The sequence below is a fragment of the Paraburkholderia sp. J7 genome, from assembly GCF_905220155.1.
In the GTDB taxonomy this organism is placed as follows: Bacteria; Pseudomonadota; Gammaproteobacteria; order Burkholderiales; family Burkholderiaceae; genus Paraburkholderia.
On the sequence record NZ_CAJMYZ010000099.1, the window covers coordinates 1 to 487 of the forward strand.

The following is a 487-nucleotide window of genomic DNA, read 5'->3' on the forward strand; positions in this document are numbered from 1 at the left end:
GAATCTGGTAATCGCTGAACACGACAATCACTCGATCAAGGCCGCGACGCTGAACACCGTCGCTGCAGCACAGAAAATTGGCGGCGACGTGCACGTGCTGGTCGCGGGCCACAACGCCCAGGCCGCCGCGGACGCAGCCGCGAAGATCGCAGGCGTAGCGAAGGTGCTGCTCGCCGACGCGCCGCAACTCGAACAGGGTCTTGCCGAGAACGTCGAAGCGACGGTCCTCGCCATTGCGAAGAACTACTCGCACATACTCGCGCCGGCAACGGCGTCGGGCAAGAACGTCACGCCGCGTATTGCCGCGAAGCTCGACGTCGCGCAGATCAGCGACATCACCGCCGTGGATGCGCCGGACACGTTCGAGCGTCCGATCTACGCGGGCAACGCGATCGCGACGGTGCAATCGGTTGATCCGGTCAAGGTCATCACCGTGCGTACGACGGCGTTCGATGCAGTCGCAGCCGAAGGCGGCAGCGCAGCGGTC

At 64.9% G+C, this 487-nt stretch carries 1 pseudogene; it reads left to right on the plus strand.

What is annotated here, in order from left to right:
• Positions 1-487 (plus strand): annotated as a pseudogene (locus U5A58_RS40505) (electron transfer flavoprotein subunit alpha/FixB family protein); the annotation flags it as partial.